The 17623-nt window shown below is 69.4% G+C and carries 15 protein-coding genes; 6 read left to right on the top strand and 9 right to left on the bottom strand.

The genetic code is table 11. From position 1 onward, the window contains the following. The first annotated feature begins 43 nt into the window (after nucleotides 1-43). Nucleotides 44-976, top strand: coding sequence for a type I pantothenate kinase (coaA, locus tag ACFSXZ_RS17630; protein WP_378266103.1), 933 nt, complete (start codon nucleotides 44-46; stop codon nucleotides 974-976). A gap of 127 nt (nucleotides 977-1103) precedes the next feature. Then, on the top strand, nucleotides 1104-1277 hold the full coding sequence (locus ACFSXZ_RS17625; RefSeq protein ID WP_378266102.1) for a hypothetical protein: 174 nt from the start codon (nucleotides 1104-1106) through the stop codon (nucleotides 1275-1277). Here the strand turns inward: ACFSXZ_RS17625 and ACFSXZ_RS17620 are convergent. The 3 genes from ACFSXZ_RS17620 to ACFSXZ_RS17610 all read right to left on the bottom strand — a co-directional run bounded on the left by ACFSXZ_RS17620 (nucleotide 1261) and on the right by ACFSXZ_RS17610 (nucleotide 4662). Further along, on the bottom strand, nucleotides 1261-2796 hold the full coding sequence (locus tag ACFSXZ_RS17620; protein WP_378266101.1) for a hypothetical protein: 1536 nt from the start codon (nucleotides 2794-2796) through the stop codon (nucleotides 1261-1263). The two genes, ACFSXZ_RS17625 and ACFSXZ_RS17620, sit on opposite strands and share 17 nt — an antisense overlap. Before the next feature lie 97 nt (nucleotides 2797-2893). Next, the gene (locus ACFSXZ_RS17615) at nucleotides 2894-4228 is read right to left on the bottom strand and encodes a DUF6880 family protein (protein ID WP_378266100.1); all 1335 of its coding nucleotides are present in this window, start codon (nucleotides 4226-4228) and stop codon (nucleotides 2894-2896) included. 38 nt (nucleotides 4229-4266) lie between these two features. Beyond that, nucleotides 4267-4662, bottom strand: coding sequence for a DUF3024 domain-containing protein (locus ACFSXZ_RS17610; RefSeq protein WP_378266099.1), 396 nt, complete (start codon nucleotides 4660-4662; stop codon nucleotides 4267-4269). 214 nt (nucleotides 4663-4876) lie between these two features. On the opposite strand from ACFSXZ_RS17610, the gene ACFSXZ_RS17605 reads away from it, so the two are divergent. The 3 genes from ACFSXZ_RS17605 to ACFSXZ_RS17595 all read left to right on the top strand — a co-directional run bounded on the left by ACFSXZ_RS17605 (nucleotide 4877) and on the right by ACFSXZ_RS17595 (nucleotide 7666). Next, nucleotides 4877-6259 carry a carboxylesterase/lipase family protein gene (locus ACFSXZ_RS17605; protein WP_378266098.1) on the top strand — a complete coding sequence of 461 codons (1383 nt, stop codon included), beginning with the start codon at nucleotides 4877-4879 and terminating at the stop codon, nucleotides 6257-6259. A gap of 9 nt (nucleotides 6260-6268) precedes the next feature. Then, a complete protein-coding gene (locus ACFSXZ_RS17600; RefSeq protein ID WP_378266097.1) occupies nucleotides 6269-6895 on the top strand; it encodes a response regulator in 627 nt (208 codons plus the stop codon). A gap of 282 nt (nucleotides 6896-7177) precedes the next feature. Next, on the top strand, nucleotides 7178-7666 hold the full coding sequence (locus ACFSXZ_RS17595) for a MarR family winged helix-turn-helix transcriptional regulator (RefSeq protein WP_378266096.1): 489 nt from the start codon (nucleotides 7178-7180) through the stop codon (nucleotides 7664-7666). Nucleotides 7667-7889: 223 nt separating this feature from the next. Here the strand turns inward: ACFSXZ_RS17595 and ACFSXZ_RS17590 are convergent, their stop codons facing one another. From ACFSXZ_RS17590 to ACFSXZ_RS17575, 4 genes are all read right to left on the bottom strand, one after another. Beyond that, the gene (locus tag ACFSXZ_RS17590) at nucleotides 7890-9038 is read right to left on the bottom strand and encodes a GAF domain-containing sensor histidine kinase (RefSeq protein ID WP_378266504.1); all 1149 of its coding nucleotides are present in this window, start codon (nucleotides 9036-9038) and stop codon (nucleotides 7890-7892) included. An 8-nt stretch (nucleotides 9039-9046) separates the two neighbouring features. Continuing rightward, a complete protein-coding gene (gene cydD, locus ACFSXZ_RS17585) occupies nucleotides 9047-12343 on the bottom strand; it encodes a thiol reductant ABC exporter subunit CydD (protein ID WP_378266095.1) in 3297 nt (1098 codons plus the stop codon). Beyond that, entirely contained in the window at nucleotides 12340-13347 is a 1008-nt protein-coding gene (cydB, locus tag ACFSXZ_RS17580) for a cytochrome d ubiquinol oxidase subunit II (protein WP_378266094.1), read from the bottom strand. The genes cydD and cydB overlap by 4 nt, the downstream gene beginning before the upstream one ends. A gap of 229 nt (nucleotides 13348-13576) precedes the next feature. Further along, the gene (locus ACFSXZ_RS17575; RefSeq protein ID WP_378266093.1) at nucleotides 13577-15049 is read right to left on the bottom strand and encodes a cytochrome ubiquinol oxidase subunit I; all 1473 of its coding nucleotides are present in this window, start codon (nucleotides 15047-15049) and stop codon (nucleotides 13577-13579) included. Between the two features lie 219 nt (nucleotides 15050-15268). On the opposite strand from ACFSXZ_RS17575, the gene ACFSXZ_RS17570 reads away from it, so the two are divergent. Next, nucleotides 15269-15871: a TMEM165/GDT1 family protein gene (locus tag ACFSXZ_RS17570; protein WP_378266092.1), complete on the top strand. Its 603-nt coding sequence runs from the start codon at nucleotides 15269-15271 to the stop codon at nucleotides 15869-15871. Nucleotides 15872-15898: 27 nt separating this feature from the next. Here the strand turns inward: ACFSXZ_RS17570 and ACFSXZ_RS17565 are convergent, their stop codons facing one another. Continuing rightward, nucleotides 15899-16528, bottom strand: coding sequence for an IclR family transcriptional regulator (locus ACFSXZ_RS17565; protein WP_378266091.1), 630 nt, complete (start codon nucleotides 16526-16528; stop codon nucleotides 15899-15901). Then, entirely contained in the window at nucleotides 16528-17382 is an 855-nt protein-coding gene (locus ACFSXZ_RS17560) for a hypothetical protein (protein ID WP_378266503.1), read from the bottom strand. Before ACFSXZ_RS17560 ends, ACFSXZ_RS17565 begins: the two co-directional genes overlap by 1 nt. Nucleotides 17383-17623 lie beyond the last annotated feature (241 nt).

The following is a 17623-nucleotide window of genomic DNA, read 5'->3' as shown; positions in this document are numbered from 1 at the left end:
CGTTACGCCGATGTACGACGCCGCCTCGGGCAAGGAGAGTGGGATGCCACGGGTTCTCCAGGTCAGCCCCTATGTCGAGTTGCACCGGGAGCAGTGGCGGGAACTCCGGCGCAACACCCCACTCCCGCTGACTGGCGACGAGCTGCTGCGGTTGCGCGGTCTCGGTGAGCAGGTCGATCTCGACGAGGTCGCCGACGTCTACCTCCCGCTTTCCCGCCTGATCAACCTTCAGGTCGCCGCCCGGCAACGTCTGTACGAGGCGACGACCACGTTCCTCGGTGAAGACTGGCGCGGCACCAAGGTGCCCTTCATCATCGGCATCGCCGGGAGTGTCGCCGTCGGCAAGTCGACCACCGCCCGGCTGCTGCGCACGCTGCTCGCCCGCTGGCCCGACCATCCCAGCGTCGACCTGGTCACCACCGACGGGTTCCTCTACCCGCGCGAGGAGCTCGTCCGCCGGGGTTTGATGCACCGCAAGGGATTTCCGGAAAGCTACGACCGGCGCGCGCTGCTGCGGTTCGTCACCGAGGTGAAGTCGGGGGCCGAAAAGGTCAGCGCCCCGGTGTACTCGCACCTGGCCTACGACATCGTGCCCGGCCTCGAACAAGTGGTGCGGCGCCCCGACATCCTCATCATCGAAGGGCTGAACGTGTTGCAGCCCGGGCCCCGACTGACGGTGTCCGACCTGTTCGACTTCTCGATCTACGTGGACGCCCACACCGAGGACATCGAGCGTTGGTACGTCGAACGATTCCTCAAGCTGAGGCAGACCGCGTTCGCGGACCCGGCCTCGCACTTCCACCACTTCGCCGGTCTGCCGGACGACGAGGCCAGGGCCGAGGCGCGGCATCTGTGGCGCACCATCAACGAACCGAACCTGGTGGAGAACATCCGGCCGACCCGGCCCCGGGCCACCCTCGTGCTCCGCAAGGACGCCGACCACTCCATCAACCGCGTACGCCTGCGCAAGTTGTAAACCCGGTCAGCCGAATGGCTGACCGGGTTTCCTCGGCAGTAACCGGTTGGCCGATACCGTCACAACGGCGTAACGCTCACTCTGGTTAGTGGGGAAAGCATCCCTCACCAGGGAAGGAGGCACGCCGATGATCACCACCGTGTTCACGTGGGTCGGGGCGCTGCTGGGCATCGCGGTACTGCTGGCCATGGCGTTCGGCGCCTTCGTCCTCGATTTCCACGACGCGCTCACCGATCGCCACGCCCGGCACCGGGGCAAGGTCACCCCGGACGCCGGCGCGGGGCTCAGTCCAACTCGGTGAGAGCGGCGATGTAGTCGTCGATGTCGAACTCGAGCCCGTCGCCCTCGACGGGCTCGAGCCGGTCGGAGAGCACCTCGGCCAGCGCGTCCAGCACCTCCGAGCGCGGAAGGCCCCGCTCGCTCAGGCGCTGGGCCGCCTCCCACACCTCGCGCGGTTCGTTGTCCCACAACTGGTCCACCACGGCCGTGTAGGCGGCGACGGCCAGGAAGGTCTCCTCGTCGAGTTCCTCCTCGGTGAGGGAGTGCTGGAACTCGGGGTGCTCGCCGAGGACGAGCAGGCGACGCTGTTCCGGGTCGGTCGGGTCGAGTTCGACCTCTTCGTCACCGATCTCGGTGTACACCGACGGCACCGCGAACCGGCGGCGGGCCAGCAGGTCGGTGACGGCCGCCTCGTCGAGCCCGTCGGTGTCGTCGAGGTAGGAGATGGACTCGATCTCCACGATCCGCTCGGAGAGCCGCTCGTCCACCGCCTCCAGCAGTGGCTCGACCGCGTGCTCGGGGAGACCGTCACGGTTCGCTCCCCAGCGAGCCCAGGCCGGCAGCACCGCTTCCAGCGCCTCGTCCTGCTCGTCGGTCAACTCGACGGAACCGTCGTCGACCGCGTCGAGGAAGGCCACCAGCTTGTCCGGCCCGACCCGCAGCGGCTGCCTGGGGTCGTGCTCCAGGCCGAACTCGATCAGCCGCAGCGCGCAGACGCGCGTCACCTCGCTGTCCGGGATCCCCGAACCGCGGATGAAGTCGTCGATGATCTCCGCTTCCTGGACGGCGGAGAGCACCTGCGCCGGCGCGGCCGGTTCCCGCTCGGGCAGGGCCCGCGTCCTGGCCATCGCCACCACCCGGAAGCGGACGTAGTCGTCGGTGACCTCGGGATCGTCCTGCCGCTCGGTGCCCGCGAACGCGTCGGCGAGGATCTGGTGCGCGCGGCCGGGCGTGATCGACTCGCAGATGACCAGGTCACCGCTCTGCTCGGCCTGCGTGTGCAGCTCGGCGACGACCTCTTCGGGCGACTCGACGATGGCGGCCTCTTCGGCCCAGCCCCCCTGGGTCGCGTAGTTGATCGCCACCAGCAACCCGTGACGGGACTCCCCGGTCCCGAACACGCAGAGCACCGAGCCGCCGTCACCGTAGACGTCGGCCGTGCGCCAGCACTCGCCCACCGGGGCCTGGCCGAGCCCCTCGGCCCAGGGCGGCTCGGGAAGGTCCAGCTTCTCCAGGGCCTCCGCGGCGGCCTCCCGGTGCTCGGCGGTGGTCGCCAGGGCCCGCAACGCGGCCAGCGGCGCCACCAGGCGCTCGGGCTCGGGCGGCGCGGCGGCGAAGGCGATGAGTTCGGCGGCGAGGTCGTCGCCGGCCTCCCACCACTCACCGAGGATTTCCGACGTGACCAGCTCGACCCGCAGCGGGTCGGCGTCCGGGCCCAACTCGGCGAACTCTCGCAGGACCTCTTCGAGCAGTCCGGTCATGTCCTCGGCCTCGGTCTGGTCGCTGGATTCCTGCTGCGGCAGCTCCGTCATGTCGCTCATGGTCGCACCGCGCGGTCGCAGGCGTGCGGCCGGGATCACGATTACTTCATGTCACCTTCAAGGACGAGACTGTCACCCGCCCGGCCGACACCCCAGGTCAGGACTTCGGGAGAGCGATCCGCGCGTTGCGGATCTCGGTCAGCAGCCGGGCCTTGCGCCCGTGTGCCCGGACCAGGCAGGCCAGGTAGTCGCCGAACTCGGCGGCCCGGCCGGCGTTGCGGTAGAGCGTGCGCAGCTTCTTCAGCCGCTTCGCGGCGTGCCGGTAATGATCCGCGTCCTTGTAGCGGATCAGGTCCTCGATGTGCGCCTGGTAGACGTCGATCACGTCGGCGGGATGGTCGGTCTCCCTGGCCTCGGCCAGTTCCAACTTCACCTGAAGGGAGCAGTCGTGGCGCTGCGCGACCTGCCAGGCTTCCTCGCTCAGCCCCTCCTCGTGCAGGATCCGCGCGAACTCGCCGGCGGTGTCGCGATCGTTATCGGCGCGCTCTCGCAGCACGCCGAGCGCCCAGTCACGGTCCGTGTCCCACCGGCCGAGTTCGGTGGCGCTCTCCCGCAGTGCCAGATAGGCCGGCCGGTCCGGCGACCGCTCGAACTCGGACCGGCGCAAGGTGAGCACGTCGTCGTGACGGCCGTTCTCCTCGAACGTTTCGGCCAGCGCGTCGACCACCGGGGCTCGCGCGCCGCCGGTGCTCCTCGCGAGTGCCTGGGCGGCGTGCGCGATCGCCTCGCTGGTCCGGCCGGTGGCGCGGAGGACCCGCACGATCTTGAGGCTGACGTCCAGGCGCGGCATCCGGCCGGACAGGATCTCCCGGAGCGTGTCCACGTCGCCGGAGATCTCGGCGAGCTGCTCGTTCAGCCTTTCCGCGACCCGCCTGCGGCGCCCGGACTCCTCCTGGCCGAGCACTGTGTCCACAGTGGACTTGACCAGCGCGAGTCCGGATTCTCCCAGTGCCTGCGCGAAATCCGCGAGGTCGATCTCCAGGCGTCCCGACTCACCGAAGGCGATACCGAGAATCCATTCGGCCAGTTGCCCCGGCTCCGGTGGGTGCGCCGCGCACGCTCGCGCGTAGAGCCTGACGGCTCGCCGCAACTCCACGCCGATCGCGCCGGAAGTATCGTCGGCGGTACCGAGTGCTTCCGTGATCCGGTCCACGGTCCGGCGGGCCAGCGGCGCGACATCGGCCCGGGTGCCCGAGTCGAGCAGATGCTGCAACGTGTCCAGCACCGCGGTGATCTTCGGCGCCTCGGCGAAACCCGCCTGGCTCGGCCCCCGGTCGAGCAGACTGCGTACCTCCGCCAGATCGCCCCCGACCTCGCCCGCGAGCAGCCGGAGCCGGGTGCGGAGTTCCGGGTCGCGCTCGGATTGTTCGTGCAGGAGATCCGCCAGTGTCTCGACGTCGAGCGAGCGGAGATAGGCGCGAAGATCCTTCACGCGCCATATCTTGGCCTATGGGGTCGTCCCCGTCAGTTTCAGCGTGGCGTGAGCCAGGCGAAGAAGCGGCCGCTGAACGCGCCGCGGTCGATGTCCTCCAGCAGGGGAACCGGCGAATTCTCGGGCAGACTCTCCGGATACTGGTGCCAGCGCCCGGGGTCGTCCAGCCAGTAATAGAGGGTCCACAAACCATCCACGCCGTAACGCAACTGCGCGAAGGCGCGCTCGGTGACCCCGGCCGGGCCGCCTCCGTCCGGCCACTCCATGCGTTTTTCCACCAACGTCACCATGCGACCGCGCCACCGGGACATCACCTTCAGTTCGCCACGGCGGTCCGCCGGCACACGCCGCGCGCACCAGCGATCGATCTGGCGTTGCTGAAGCTCGGGGATCGCCGACATGCCCACAGTGATACCGCATCGTGAAAACGGCACCGGATGGAGTATCGGGGCAATGTGACGCCCGCCGACCGCAAGGGCATGACCTGCTGTTCCGTTGCCCGCTACCGGCGGGAAACGCCCGGACGGACCACGACGAACGGTGGTTTCCGGCCAAAAAGGATCCCGGTGCCACAGCCGGCTCGGCGCGAATTTTTCCGCGGAGCGGAAGGCCGGCCGGACCGGTCCGGGAACGTGGTATCACCGGCATGTGAATCCGATCGCGCAGACCGCCGATGGCGCCGTCCGTGGCAGCATGGACGGCGGAATCGCCGTGTTCAAAGGAATTCCGTACGCCGCTCCCCTCGACGGGCCCCGTCGCTTCCAGGCGCCGGTTCCCCCCTCGCCCTGGGACGGTATCCGCGAAGCGACAGCCTTCAGCGCCGCGGTGCCACAGCCTTCGCAGTGGCCCGGCAGGCCGCCGGTCTGGTCACCCGGTGACTCCACGGACTGCCTCAGCGTCAACGTGTGGACGCCCGATCCCGGCGCGAACCTGCCGGTCATGGTGTGGATCTACGGTGGCGCCTTCCTCGCGGGCAGTTCGAGTTTCCCGCAGTACGACGGCGCGAACCTCGCGCGCGGCGGAGTCGTCGTGGTCACGCTCAACTACCGCGTCGGTTTCGAGGGATTCGGCTGGCTGCCGGGGGTTCCGCTCAACCGCGCGGTGCTGGACCAACTGGCCGCGCTGCGCTGGGTGCGGGACAACATCGCGGCGTTCGGCGGCGATCCGGACGCGGTGACGATCTTCGGCGAATCCGCGGGCGCGACCGCGGTGGCGCTGCTGACCGCGACCGAAGCGGGACGCGGGTTGTTCCGCCGCGCCATCGCGCAAAGCGTCGCCCGCGCGGAGCGGACGCCGGAGGCCGCCCGGGCCACGACCGAACGGATCGCGAACGCCCTCGGCGTCGAACCGTCCGCCGAGGGTTTCGACGGCGTACCGGCGGAAGCGATCCACCGGGTCCAGATCGGACCGGGTGAGATCACGCCCTACGGTCCGACGATCGACGGCGACCTGGTGCGCGGCAGGCCGTGGCAGGGCTTGCGACCCGAAGTGGATCTGATCACCGGTTTCAACCAGGACGAATACCGCCTGTTCACCCAGTTGCTGGGCGCGAAGGCGGATGATCCGGCGGCACTCGGGCTACCGCCTTCCGCGGTCGAGGAGTACCGCGCCGCGTATCCCGGCCTGAGCGAAGCCGGTCTCGCGGAACTCATCCTCTCCGACACGGTCTTCCGCATGCCCTCCCTTTGGTGCGCGCGTGAGCATCCCGGCCGTGCGTACCTGTACGAACTCACGTGGTCGAGCCCCTCACTCGGTGCCTGCCACGCGCTCGACGTCCCACTGACCTTCGGCACCTTCGACAATCCGTTCGCCACCCTGCTGCTGGGCGACCCGCTACCCGGCGACGCCGAACCGCTGTCGAAGGAGATCCGGAAAGCCTGGACCTCCTTCGCCGCGACCGGGGACCCCGGCTGGCCCGAATATCACGCCGACACGCGGCTGGCGCGCGTGTGGGACGTGCCGTCGCGAATCGTGTCCGATCCGGAGGAGTCCTCCCGCCGCATCTGGGATGCGGTGAAAGCGGCGACGTAACCTCGGGGTATGGCCATCGAGGTGTTGCTCGTCGACGATCACGAAGTGGTGCGCCGGGGGTTGCGCGAACTCCTCGGCGACGAGCCGGACATCGAGGTGGTCGCCGAGGCCGGCGGCGCCGACGAGGCCCTGGCCGTCGCGATGCACCTCGAACCCGATGTGGCCGTCGTGGACGTGCGTCTCGGCGACGGCGACGGCGTGGCGTTGTGCCGCGAGCTGCGGTCCAAACCGAACCCGCCACGGTGTCTGGTGCTGACCGCCTTCGACGACGAGGAGGCGATGGTCGGGGCGATCATGGCGGGTGCGTCGGGTTACCTGCTCAAACAGGTTCGCGGTCAGGACGTGGTGAACGCCGTCAGGGAGGTGGCCGCGGGCCGCTCGCTGCTCGACCCGGTCACCACGGCACGGGTGCTCGACAAGATCCGCGGCCGGAGCGAGGACACCCTGTCGCAGCTGACCGAACGCGAGCGCAGTGTGCTCGAACTGATCGGTGACGGCCTGTCCAACCGGGAGATCGCGGAACGCCTTTTCCTCGCCGAGAAGACGGTGAAGAATTACGTGACCTCCGTGCTCGCCAAACTCGGCATGCAACGCCGGACACAGGCCGCCGCTTGGGTGGCGCGGCGAGGTAAATAGCGCTCGCCGGCATCGGCCTACGACATCCGCGGAAGCGGTCGCCGAACACGGCCAGCGGATCGTTTCAATGAAGGCCATCGGCACGAAAACGGGCATACCTTGCACGGCCGGAACGGAACAGGACTATGGTTTCGCCCCGGTCATGGTTCGCGCCGTCGAAATCTGACTTCGTGCCGGATGCGCGTCGCGACCGGGAATTGCGTGGTACGAGGGGTATCCCGCGCTCCACACAATTGACTATAGGACAACAACGGAATAACCCCAGGGTGAGGGAGCGATCGGTTGAGTGATCTCATCGACAGAGCGCAGCGGCAGTGGGGAGAGATGTGGCCCGAACTGGACACTTCCGCGATGGCGGTGACCGGCCGGGTGCTGCGGCTGGCTTCGCTGATCCGGCGGGGCCTGGACGAGCTGCTGGCCGGATATGACCTGAACCGGGCCGAGTTCGAACTGCTGTGTGCCCTGCGGCGCAGCGGTGTGCTGAATCCCGGCCAGATCAGCCGGGAGATGCTGGCCTCCGGTGCGGCCATCACCAAGCGGCTCGACCGGCTGGCGCGGCTGGGCCTGGTTTCCCGCACCGCGAGCGAGCGGGACCGCCGGGTGATCCAGGTCCGCCTGACCGACCACGGTGTCGCACTCATCGATCAGCTGTTGCCGCGCCAGATGGAAGCGGAGAAGGCGGTCCTGGCGAACCTCTCGCGCAACGAGCACGACCAACTGGCCGGCCTTCTTTCGACGGTCCTGCGGACGGTTTCCGGTTTCACCGCCTGAAAACCCCGGCACCGGGAAAGCGCCACCGGAGAAAACCGATTATTCCGCTTCCGCGAGCGTATGCATTCCCGTGGAAGCTTTGCGCCGTAAGGTGCGGTAATGCTCACTCACCGGTGACACATCCATGTTCACGCGCGCCTTTCGAGGTATTACCGCTTATTCGGCGGGGCGTGCGCGGTAAGGCGTCATGTGTGTCCACAGTGGAGGGGCAAGCACGCGGAGTTCAGCCCGTGCGCTTGCCCAGAGGCAGGTCGAACGCGACCAGTGTGCCGAGACTGGGCGAGGAGTTGAGGTAGAACTTCCCGCCGGAGGCCTCCGCCCTTTCGGCGAGATGCCGCAACCCCCGCGTGGCCACGCCCTGCGGCACGCCGGATCCGTTGTCCCGCACGCGTAACCGCACCTCGCCGGCGTCGCGGTGCAGGGTCACCCGGATCTCGCTGGCGCCGGAGTGCCGGACCGCGTTGGACAGTGCCTCCCGCAACGCCGCGCGAATGTGGTCGGCCCGCTCCGCCGGAATGCCGGTGAACTCGCCGGAGAGTTCCAGGGTCGGCGGGAAACCCAGCAGCTCGGCGGCGATCCCGACCTCATCGCGGGCGGATTCGGCCAGGTCGGCGGAGGGTTCGGTCTCGGGCTCGGGCACCGCCGACCGGAGTTCGCGCACGGTCGCCCTGATCTCGTCGATGGTCTGGTCGAGCTGGTCGATCGCCTCGCCGAGACGGGTGGCGTCGTTGCCGGCGAACCGTTTGCGCATCCGCCTGCGCACGCGGTCCAGTTGCATTCCGGCCGCGTACAGCCGCTGCACGATCACGTCGTGCAGTTCGCGGGCGATGCGCTCGCGTTCCTGGTAGAGCGTGATGCGGTGCCGTGCGCTGGCGCCTTCGGCGAGAGCAAGGACCACACCGGCCTGCGCGGCGAACGCGGTCAGCACCTCGACCGTGGCCGGGGAGAACGATTCCGTCCCGGCCAGCCGGTACACCGCCAGCGCGCCGAGCACCCGGCCACCGGATCCGAACGGTGCCGCCGCGAACGGTCCGTAGCCGGACAGTTCGTCCGGCACATAGGGCGCGGTGCGCGGGTCGGTCGTCAGATCGGCGGTGACCACCGTGTCACCTCCGCGGGCCACCTGCCCCACGGCCGACTCCGCGGGCAGGATCAGGCCGCGCGGGTCGGCAGGGCACCTGCCATGGTCCGCTTCGACGGACACGTTTCCATCGTCCAGGCTCACCATGACCAGGCCGAGATCCGCCCGCGCCAGTTCGGCGGCCTTCCGCACCACCGAGCCGAGTACCGCGTCGGGCTCGTCGCCCGAGAGGGCGGCGGTGGTGATCTCGGTTGCCGCGGACAGTGCCTGCGCGGCGAGGGTCGGTTCCATGAGCAATGTCAAGCGTAGACGCCCTCCAGCACCCGGACGCGCCCGTCACGCACTTCGAGCACCATGTCCGCGTCCTCCGCTTCGCCGGGATGGTGTGTCACGTGGACGACCGTCTTGCCGGCGAGTGCGGTGCGCAGGTTTTCCCGGATCTCGCGTGCGGTCGGTTCGTCGAGGTGTGCGGTGGGCTCGTCCAGGAGGACGAGTTCCGCTGCCGGCGCCGCCACGAGGGCCCGGGCGAGGGCAAGGCGCTGGGCCTGGCCGCCCGACAGACCGCTGCCGGCGCTGTCGAGCACGGTGTCCAGTCGCAGTCCGGGCAGGCACGCCAGCCGAAGCGCCTCAGCCAGACGATCGTCGGAGGCGTGGGGATCGGCGAGTCGCAGGTTCTCGGCCACCGTCGTGGACACCAGTCCCGGGTCCTGCGGGGCCCAGGCGGCCTTGGCGGGCAGGCTGCCACGTGCGCCGAGAAATCCGAGCAGGGCGGCCACGAGCGTCGATTTCCCGGCACCCGACGGCCCGACCAGCGCGGCCCAGCGCCCCGCCGGGATCCGGACGTCCACGTCATGGAGCACGATTTCGCCGTCCGGCCACCCGATGTCGCCGCGCAGTTCGACCGCTTCCGGTGATCCCCGGTGGGGCTCCGGGCTCGGGGCCGAAGGCACCTCGGCGAGACCGGCCAGACGCGACCTCGCGTTTCGAAGGGTGTCGGCGTGCTGAGCGACCGCTGGGAGCAACGCCAGCACTTCGGCGGCAGCGAGTGGAATGAGCGCGATCACGGGCGCGAGCACGGGGTTGAGACCGTCGCTCGTCGCCGCGAGCCAGGTCCCTGCCACCGCCGCCAGACCCGTGCACAGGGTGATCAAAGCGTCCGCGGCACCGCTGCCGAGTGCCTGCCGCCGTGATCGTGCCGCGAGCCAGGAGTCGGTGCGAGCGAGTTCGTCCCGGTGGGTGCGATGAGCGCCGAAGGCCAGCAGTTCGCCCGCCGAGGAGAAGAGTTCGAGCACCTTGGCACTCACGTCACGGCGCCCCGCGGCCAGCGTTGCCGTCGCACGGCGTTCCATCCGCACAGCGAACAGCGGCCCACCGAGCGCGGCGGTGAGCACGGCTACCGCGAGCACGAGCCCGGCCCACGGCAGCAGGAGCGTGTCCACGACGACCGCGCCGAGCAGTGCGGCCCCGGCCACGACCGGCGGGGTGAGCACGCGAGGCAACAGGTCGCGCACGGTGTCGACATCGGCCACGAGCCGTCGCTGTCCTTCACCGTGACGCAGGGCGGAGGCGCGGGCCGGTCCGATCCTCACGAGTGCCCGCCACAACTGGACGCGCAGCCGGCCGGCGATCCGGAAGGAAGCGTCGTGGGTCGTCAGGCGTTCGGCGTAACGGAGTCCGGCCCTCAGGAGCCCGAAGGCCCGCACCCCGACCACGGCGACGGTCAGGGTGAGGATCGGCGGTTGCCGTGACGCTTCCGCGATCAGCCAGCCGGAAGTCGCCGTCAGCGCCAGTCCCGCGAGCAGCGCCAGTGCCCCGAGTGCCGATCCCGCGAGCAGGCGGGAGTCCAGGCCGTGTACCGAATTCCGTGTTCGTGCCCAAGGTGACAGGAAGCTCCACGGGCCGCGCCCGGTTTCCGTGGTCTCCTCACCTGGCCGCGCCGTGAGGGAAACGGGTGTGCGCGTCACCTCGCCTTCGGGCCTGCGGTGTGCGGCGATGATGACGGCCGCGCCGGAACGCCGTGCGGTTTCCACGGCCGCCATCACGCGGACCGCGTTGGGCGCGTCGAGATGCGCGGTCGGTTCGTCCAGCAGAAGAAGCCAGGCGCCGTGCCGCACGCGCAGCAAGGCACGCGCCACCGCGACACGCTGACGTTGCCCCACGGACAGCTGGTCGACCCGGGCGGACGCGAAGTCGGCGAGATCGACCGAGGCGAGGACGTCTTCGATTTCACCCGGCGACGGGTCTTCCCGGTCGGCCAAGGAGAGTTCGAGTTCGGCGCGCACGGTGCCCCCGGCGAAGGCCGGGGACTGCGGCACCCACGCGAGATCGCGGCGCCACGACACCGGATCGAGATCGCTCAGCGGGATGCCCGCCACGGTCACGGTTCCTCCGGTGGGGCGGACGAATCCCAGGAGGACGGCGATGGTCGTGGTTTTGCCGGATCCGCTCGGAGATCGCAGCCACACCGTTTCGCCTGGCCTCACCGCGAAGGTCGCGCCGTCGGGCGCGAAGCCGTCCCGTCGGGCGACTCGCAGTCCTTCGACGCGCACCTCACCGGGCGAGGCGGATTCCGTTCCGTGCGGCGGAAGCGGCTCGGCCAGAATGCCGGCGACCCGGCGGACCGCCTCGACACCGTCCTCGCTCGCGTGGAACGCCGCACCGACCGCACGCAGCGGCTGGTAGCACTCGGGCGCGAGGATCAGCACGCCGAGTCCGATCACCAACGGCAGTTCCCCCGAGACGAGCCGGACGCCGATCGCGACCGCGACCAGTGCCACGGACAGCATCGCGACCAACTCCAGCACGAACGCCGACGAGAAGGCGATACGCAGAGTTCGCATCGTCGCGCGCCGGTGCCGGTCCGACACCGCCCGGACCGTCTCGGCCTGCGCCTCGGCCCGCTGGAACGCCGCGAGCACCGGTAAGGCCCTGACCAGTTCGAGCAGCTGACCGGAGAGCCGGTGCACCGCTTCGACGGCGGCCGCCGACCGTTCCGCGGTGTACCGGCCGACCAGGATCGCGAAGACCGGCAGCAACGGCACGGTGAGCGCGATGATCATTGCGGACGGCCAGTCCGCGACCACCACCGCGGCGCCGGCGCCGAGCGGCACGACCGCCGCCGTGACCAGCGCCGGGAGGTACTGCGTGAAGTAGGCGTCGAGGGCGTCCAGCCCGCTGGTCGCCAGCGCGGTCAGCGCACCGGGTCCGCGGGCCGCGATCCATTCGGGGCCGAGCCGCAGCGCGTGATCGACGGCCTTCGCGCGCAGTTCCTCTTTGGCTCCCGCCGCGGCGCGCGCGGCGACCAAGCGCATCGCCCAGGCGATGCCGGCCCTGGCCGCGACGACACCCGTCAATGCGGCGAGTTGCCCGAGGGGAACACCCTGGCCGGCGACGATCACCGCGCACGCGGAAGCCAGGAGAAAGGCCTGCGCGACGAGCGCGCCGGCATTGACCAGCGCCAGCACACCGGTGAGGGCAAGCGCCCGGCGCGCTGTCCCGGAAAGGACGGGCAGCGCACCGAGCGGTCCCTTCCCCGGACGCGCGGTGTCCGTTGTGGACACCGATGCGGGAAGGGTCGCGCGTCCGGGGAAGCTCATGGGGTGTGCACCGGCGGGATGTGATGGACGCCGATCCTCTTACGGAAGACCCAGTAGGTCCAGCCCTGGTAAGCGAGCACGGCCGGCGCGCCGAACCCGCCCACCCAGGTGATCACCTTCAGCGTGTAGGGACCGGACGCGGCACCGGCCACCGTCAGCGAGTGACCATTGTCCAAAGTGGAGGGAAGGACGTCCGGATAGAGCGCGCCGAACAGGGTCAATGCGGCCGCCGCTATCGTCACGCCGAGGGCGATGAAGGCCTGCCCGTCCCGGTCGAGGGCCAGTTTCCGCCACGCGATCCCGGCCGCGGCGACCGCGATGACCAGCGGCAGCACTGTCCACAGTGAACCCTCGCGTTCCTGCACGATCAGCAGCAGCGCCAGCAGTGGCAGCAGCGCGCCGGGAAGCAGCCGCACCGCGAGGAAGCGGGCACGTTCCCGCAGCGGGCCGTCGGTCTTCAGGGTGAGGAACGCGGCGCCGTGCACGAGGGCGAACCCGGCGAAGGCGATCGCGCCGAGCAGAGTGTCCCAGCGGATGCCCGCCCACGGCGAACCCACGCGATCGCCGTGCGCGTCCAGGGGCAGCCCGAGAAAGGTGGCCGCGAGGATCAGCCCGACGCCGAGTGGCGCGATCGCCGACCCGGCCACGATCACGCGGTCCCACACCTGGCGCCAGCGACGCGAGTCGACCTTCCCTCGATACTCGAACGCCACCCCACGCCCGATGAGCGCGAGCAGCGTCACCAGTACGGGCAGGTACATGCCCGAGAACAGCGAGGAGTACCAGGCGGGAAACGCCGCGAACGTCGCGCCGGCCGCGACGACGAGCCACACCTCGTTGCCGTCCCACACCGGCCCGATCGTGTTGACCAGCACCCGCCGCTCGGTGTCGTCACGGCCGAGGATCGGCAACAACATCCCGACCCCGAAGTCGAACCCCTCGAGGAACAGGTAACCGAGCCAAAAGAACGCGATGACGCAGAACCACACCAACGGCAGGCTCATACCCCACACCCCCGGCAGTCCACCCGCGCGACCGCGGCGGGCCGGCGTGTTGTCCACAGTGTCCCCAAGTTGTCCACAACTTTCCCCACAGCCCGGAAAAAGCGCCGAGGGGCGGTAGGCTGGACGAGGGGTCGCCCCCCGGGAGGGTGGGGGGCTGGAGTCCGCACGGTTTCCCGCACTTCCCACGCTGCCCGGGTATTCCGAGCGGATTCGGTCATCACGTGCATTCCTAGTAGGCGAAGGCGAGCGTGTCGGTTTCGTTGTCGTGACCGGGTTTTCGGGGCGGCAGCACGCCGTCGACACCGCCGCGCACGTACTTCCGCATCAGGAACAACTCGACCGCGCCCAGGATGAGATAGACCGTGGAGAGCGCGATCAGTGAGGTCCACACCTCACCGGTGGACAACCGGGAGACCGCCCGCGCGGTGAACATCCACACACCGTCCACACCGGACGGATTGGGTGCCACGACGAAGGGCTGGCGGCCCATTTCGGTGAAGATCCAGCCCGCGCTGTTCCCGGCGAACGGCGCCGCTATGCCCAGCAGAACGAGTCGTGGGAACCATTTCGAGTCCGGGATCCGGCCGCGGCGGGTCAACCACAGCGCGAGCGCCCCGATACCGGCGGAAACCGCGCCAAGCCCGATCATCGCGCGGAATCCCCAGTAGGTCACCGGAAGGCTCGGCGTGTAGTCGATCGGCTTGCCCGCCAACGCGCCGAGGTCCGGATCATCGGGATAGTTGCTGCCGTAGCGCGCCTGGTACTGGCCGATCAGGTCCTCCACGCCGTCCACTCGCGTCGAGAAATCACCGTGCGCGAGGAAGGACAGCAGCGCCGGGACGTTGAACGTCTTGACGTCCTCGCAGTCCTGCTTGGCGACGTCGCCGACGGCCACGATGGAGAAGCTCGCCGGCTGCTCGGTTCGGCAGAGCGCCTCCGCCGACGCCATCTTCATCGGCTGCTGTTCGAACATCAGCTTTCCCTGCGCGTCGCCGGTGACGGCAAGCACCGCGAAAGCGACCAGACCGGTCCACGCGCCCAGCCTCAGCGAAGCCCGCCACACATCGTGATGCGCGTCGCGCCGGCGCCACAGATGCCATCCGGCGACCCCGACGAGGAACGCCGCCGACACCGAAAACGCTCCGGCGACGGTGTGCGGGATCGCGGCCAGTGCGGTGTTGTTGGTCAACACCGCCCAGATCGAGTCCATCCTCGGACGCCCGTCGACCAACCGCACCCCGACCGGATGCTGCATCCACGAGTTCGCCGCCAGAATGAAGTACGCCGACGCCACGCTGGCCAGCGAAAACGCCCATGCGCAGGCAAGGTGCGCCTTCTTCGGCAGCCGGTCCCAGCCGAAGATCCACAGACCGAGGAAGGTCGACTCGACGAAGAAGGCGACCAGGCCTTCCATCGCCAGCGGCGCCCCGAACACGTCACCGACGAACCGGGAGTAGGCACTCCAGTTCATCCCGAACTGGAACTCCTGCACGAGCCCGGTCACCACGCCCATCGCGAAGTTGACCAGCAGCAGCTTGCCCCAGAATTTGGTCATCCGGTAATAGCGCTCGTTCCCGGTGGCCACCCACGCCGTCTGCATCCCCGCCACCAGTACGGACAGGCCGATGGTCAGCGGCACCATCAGAAAGTGGTAGACGGTGGTGATACCGAACTGCCATCGCGCCAGCTGAAGCACATCCACGCCGTCCAGCCTCCCCTGGCATCGATCACCGCGTCAGGTCCCGGGGTCCTGATCTTGACGGGACCTAGGTCCCGCTCGCCACGGCGCACGGGAAAAGAGGTTTCGCCACGCCGAAAAAAATCTCCGAACCCACCAAAGAAAACGATTCGAGGCCCCCATTTCTGGCCTTTTTCCGACAGCTCCTTTATCGTTACCGTGAAAGGGGTGGATACTTCCGCGATGACGACCGGACTACTGGCGCTGACCAGCGCGTTCGCCTTGATTCTTGCCGTGGAACTACCGGACAAGACACTGGTCGCCACCCTTGTTCTGACCACTCGCTTCCGCGCTTGGCCGGTATTCGCGGGCGTCGTCGGCGCATTCGCCGTGCAGTGCCTGATCGCGGTCGTCTTCGGACACGTGCTGACTCTCCTGCCGAAGACCGTGGTGGCCGCCGTCGTGGCGGCGCTCTTCGGCATCGGGGCGTTCATGCTGCTCCGGGAAGGGTTTTCCACGGGCACGGACGGCGAAGAGGACGCCTCCCGCATCGGGCCCGGACCGGTGGCCTTCGCGCGCTCCGCGATCACGTCGTTCGGCGTGTTGTTCGCGGCCGAATGGGGCGATGCCTCACAGTTGGCCACCGCGGGGCTCACCGCCCGCTACGGGCACCCGCTCGCCATCGCGCTGGGCGCCTTCCTCGCCCTGGTCACGGTCGCCGCCGTGGCGGTGTTCATCGGTCACAAGGTGCGCGCACGGATCCGGCCGAAGCTGCTGCAACGGGGTGCCGGGTTCGCCTTCGCCGCGTTCACGGCCGCGGCGCTGTGGCAGGTTTTCGCCGTCTGAACGCGCTTCCGGCGGCCGGCCGGGTGGTCAGCGCAGCGCCCGGGCGAGCGCCGAGGCGGCTTCGACCACCCGCGGCCCGGCCTTCTCCGCGTTGATCGGCCCCAGCGACAGAACCCCGACGCAGGCGCGCAACCCGGGCACGCCCCGCACCGGCGCCGCCAGTCCCGACGTGCCGCGATGCACCTCACCACGGGCGACGGCCCAGCCACGACCGCCCTGGCGCAGGCCCAGCGCCTTGCCCGCCGCGCCGAACCCGATCGGATGACGAGTGCCGACCCGGTAGGCGACGTGCAGATCCGTCCGCGACGGCTCCGCCACCGCGATCGACTGCAGTTGATCTCCTTCGGCGACCGACAGGTGCGCGGTCGCCCCGGCCTTGTCGGCCAGTTCCCGCAGGATCGGCCGCGCCACCTCCCGCACCTGGGGCAGCACCTGCTCGGCCAGCCGCAGCACACCGACGCCGAGCCGGACCTTGCTGCCGTCCCGCCGCACCAGCCCGCGTGCGGCCAACGGGGTCAGCAGCCGGTAGATGGCCGCACGGCTCGCCCCGACGGCCTCGGCCAGTTCCGAGATGGTCGCCGCTTCACCGCCCGCGTCCGCCACCGCCTGGAGCAGGGCAAGACCTCGCTCGAGCGTCAGCGACCCTTCGGCGGCCACTACAGCAGGCCGAGTTCCTCGAGATCGGCGACGGGCTCCTCGAAGCTTGCCGAAGCATAGGAGGCGAACAGCGAACGGACCGCCTTCGCGGCAGGCTCGGACAACCCGTTCGCCTCCTCGGCGAGAGCCGCGGCGTCGGTCGAGGACAGGGCCGCCCTGACGTCGCCGCCCGAGAGCGTGCGGGCCACCGCCACCAGCAGATTCAGGAAGCCGTGGTGGACGAAACCCGTCTCGTCCTCCCGGTGCCGCACCGCGCGGTGGAGGCTGTTCGTCGCCTTGAACGACGCTCCCTGGCTACCGCCGACCACCGCGAGGAAGTCGGCGAGTTCGTCGACGCTGGGGAAACTTTCACTCGACAGCCCGCCACAGCGGATCTTCGGCCAGCTGCCGTGCTCGATCACCTTGCGCACCCCGTCGAGCCAGCCCACACCCCGGCGTGGCTCGACCACCCTGATCACGTCTTCGGGCACGAACTCCGATACCCGCTCCAGCCAGACCTCGTCGACATCGGAGGGGGCGGGCATTTCCACCATCCGGAGCGACAGCAGCTCGCTGCGCGATTCCACGATCGAGATCGCCTTGGGCACACCGCCCAGCCCGGTGTCGATGATCAGCGACAGCGGCAGTGGTTCCTTGGGCTTCACCTTGATCAACTCGGTGATCAGCTCCGGCAGCCGCGAAGCCTGGCACAGGAACACCCCGAGCACGCCCGCGTGTTCCCCCGCTCTTGTCGCGAAGTGAGCGCGCAGCGCTTCGGGCATCTTCGCGTCCCCTGGCGGGAACAGGGCCGAGTCGTCCACGAGCCGTGCGAACAGGGGAGGAATACCACGGGGGCCGGGTGGCGTGAGTTCCACAGCGCTTGACACAAGGGACACGCTAGTAGCGTACGTTATATGGACAAAACTGTTCGGTGGACGTACATATCCCGGCTAGGCCGGTTGGCCTAACCGGTCCTCCCGCGAGTCAGCGCTTCCACAGGAAAACACCGCTTTCTCCGGATTCGCGCGCCGCGTTGCCGGCACCCCGCGTCGATCCGGGCACGAACACGGCCACGACACCCCGATCGGGCGATGGTCGGGAGCACGCCTTCCCAAG

Source organism: Amycolatopsis pigmentata (genome assembly GCF_042684065.1).
GTDB lineage: Bacteria > Actinomycetota > Actinomycetes > Mycobacteriales > Pseudonocardiaceae > Amycolatopsis_E > Amycolatopsis_E pigmentata.
The sequence above is the reverse complement of the archived record's forward strand: the minus strand, read 5'-3'. Positions and strand labels throughout refer to the sequence as shown.